This is a genomic window from Variovorax sp. 01T439_2 (assembly GCF_056398445.1).
The window spans coordinates 1-1,251 of record NZ_JBFTPJ010001269.1 but is presented as its reverse complement, the minus strand read 5'-3'; the positions used below and the strand labels follow the sequence as shown (position 1 = coordinate 1,251).

General features: G+C 70.9%; 1 protein-coding gene. It reads left to right on the top strand.

Going from position 1 to position 1,251, the window contains the following annotated elements; genetic code table 11:
* Nucleotides 1–269 precede the first annotated feature (269 nt).
* The coding region (locus AC1DOC_RS34170) for a fumarylacetoacetate hydrolase family protein (protein ID WP_478131636.1) at nucleotides 270–1,251 on the top strand (982 nt) is incomplete at its 3' end.

Here is a 1,251-nt window from a genome sequence, read left to right as displayed (position 1 = left end):
GCTTCATGCCGGCCTTCCGCGACGCGCTCGACGACCGTCAGATCGCCGAACTCGCGGGCTACATGCGCGCGCGCTTCGCACCGCAGGAGCCGGCGTGGAAGAACCTGCCGGCCGAAGTCGCCCGCGTGCGCGCCGCGCGCGGCCACGGCGCCGAATAAGCGGCGCTCGGCGCGTCCTGCTTTCCGCTTGCGCAGCGGCAGGGAACACATTCATTCAGAATGTCCGCTCCAAGAACCCAACCCAAGTGCCGAAGTGCCTCCGGAGACAACATGCCCCTGAATCTTTCCACCGCCGCCAGCCTTCCCCGCGACGCCGAGCGCGCCACGCTCGTCGGGCGCATCTGGCAGCCCGGCGTGGGTCCCGTACTCGTGGCGGTGCACGAGGGCGGGCTGCACGATCTCTCGCGCCTCGCGCCCACGATGAGCGACCTGCTCGAGGCGAAGGAGCCGCCGGCCGATGCGGTGCGGCGCGCACTGCGCAGCGGCCAGGCTCCGCGTGTCGCCGCGCTCGACGAGGCCATCGCCAACAGCGACGCCACCGCGCGCGACGAAGCCAAGCCCTGGCTGCTCGCGCCCTGCGACCTGCAGGCCATCAAGGCCAGCGGCGTGACCTTCGTCGAAAGCCTGCTCGAGCGCGTGATCGAGGAGCAGGCGCGCGGCGATGCCTCGCGCGCCGAGGCCACGCGCGCGGCGCTCAGCGGCGTGCTCGGCGACAACCTCGCGGGCATCGTGCCGGGCTCGGCCGAGGCCGCGAAGGTCAAGGAGGTGCTGATCTCGCAGGGCGCGTGGTCGCAGTACCTCGAGGTCGGCATCGGGCCCGATGCCGAGATCTTCACCAAGGCACCGGTCCTCTCGGCCGTGGGCATGGGCGCCGACGTGGGCATCCATGCCGCATCGGTGTGGAACAACCCCGAGCCCGAGGTCGTGCTCGCGGTCAACAGCCGCGGCGAAACGCTGGGCGCCGCGCTCGGCAACGACGTCAACCTGCGCGACTTCGAAGGCCGCAGCGCGCTGCTGCTCGGCAAGGCCAAGGACAACAACGCCTCCTGCGCCATCGGCCCGTTCATCCGGCTGTTCGATGCGCACTTCGGCATCGACGACGTGCGCCGCATCACGGTGGCGCTCGAAGTGAAGGGCCCCGAAGGCTTCACGCTCGAAGGCTCGAGCTCGCTCGCCAGGATCAGCCGCGATCCGCTGGACCTCGTCTCGCAGGCCGTCGGCGCGCACCACGACTATCCCGACGGCTTCATGC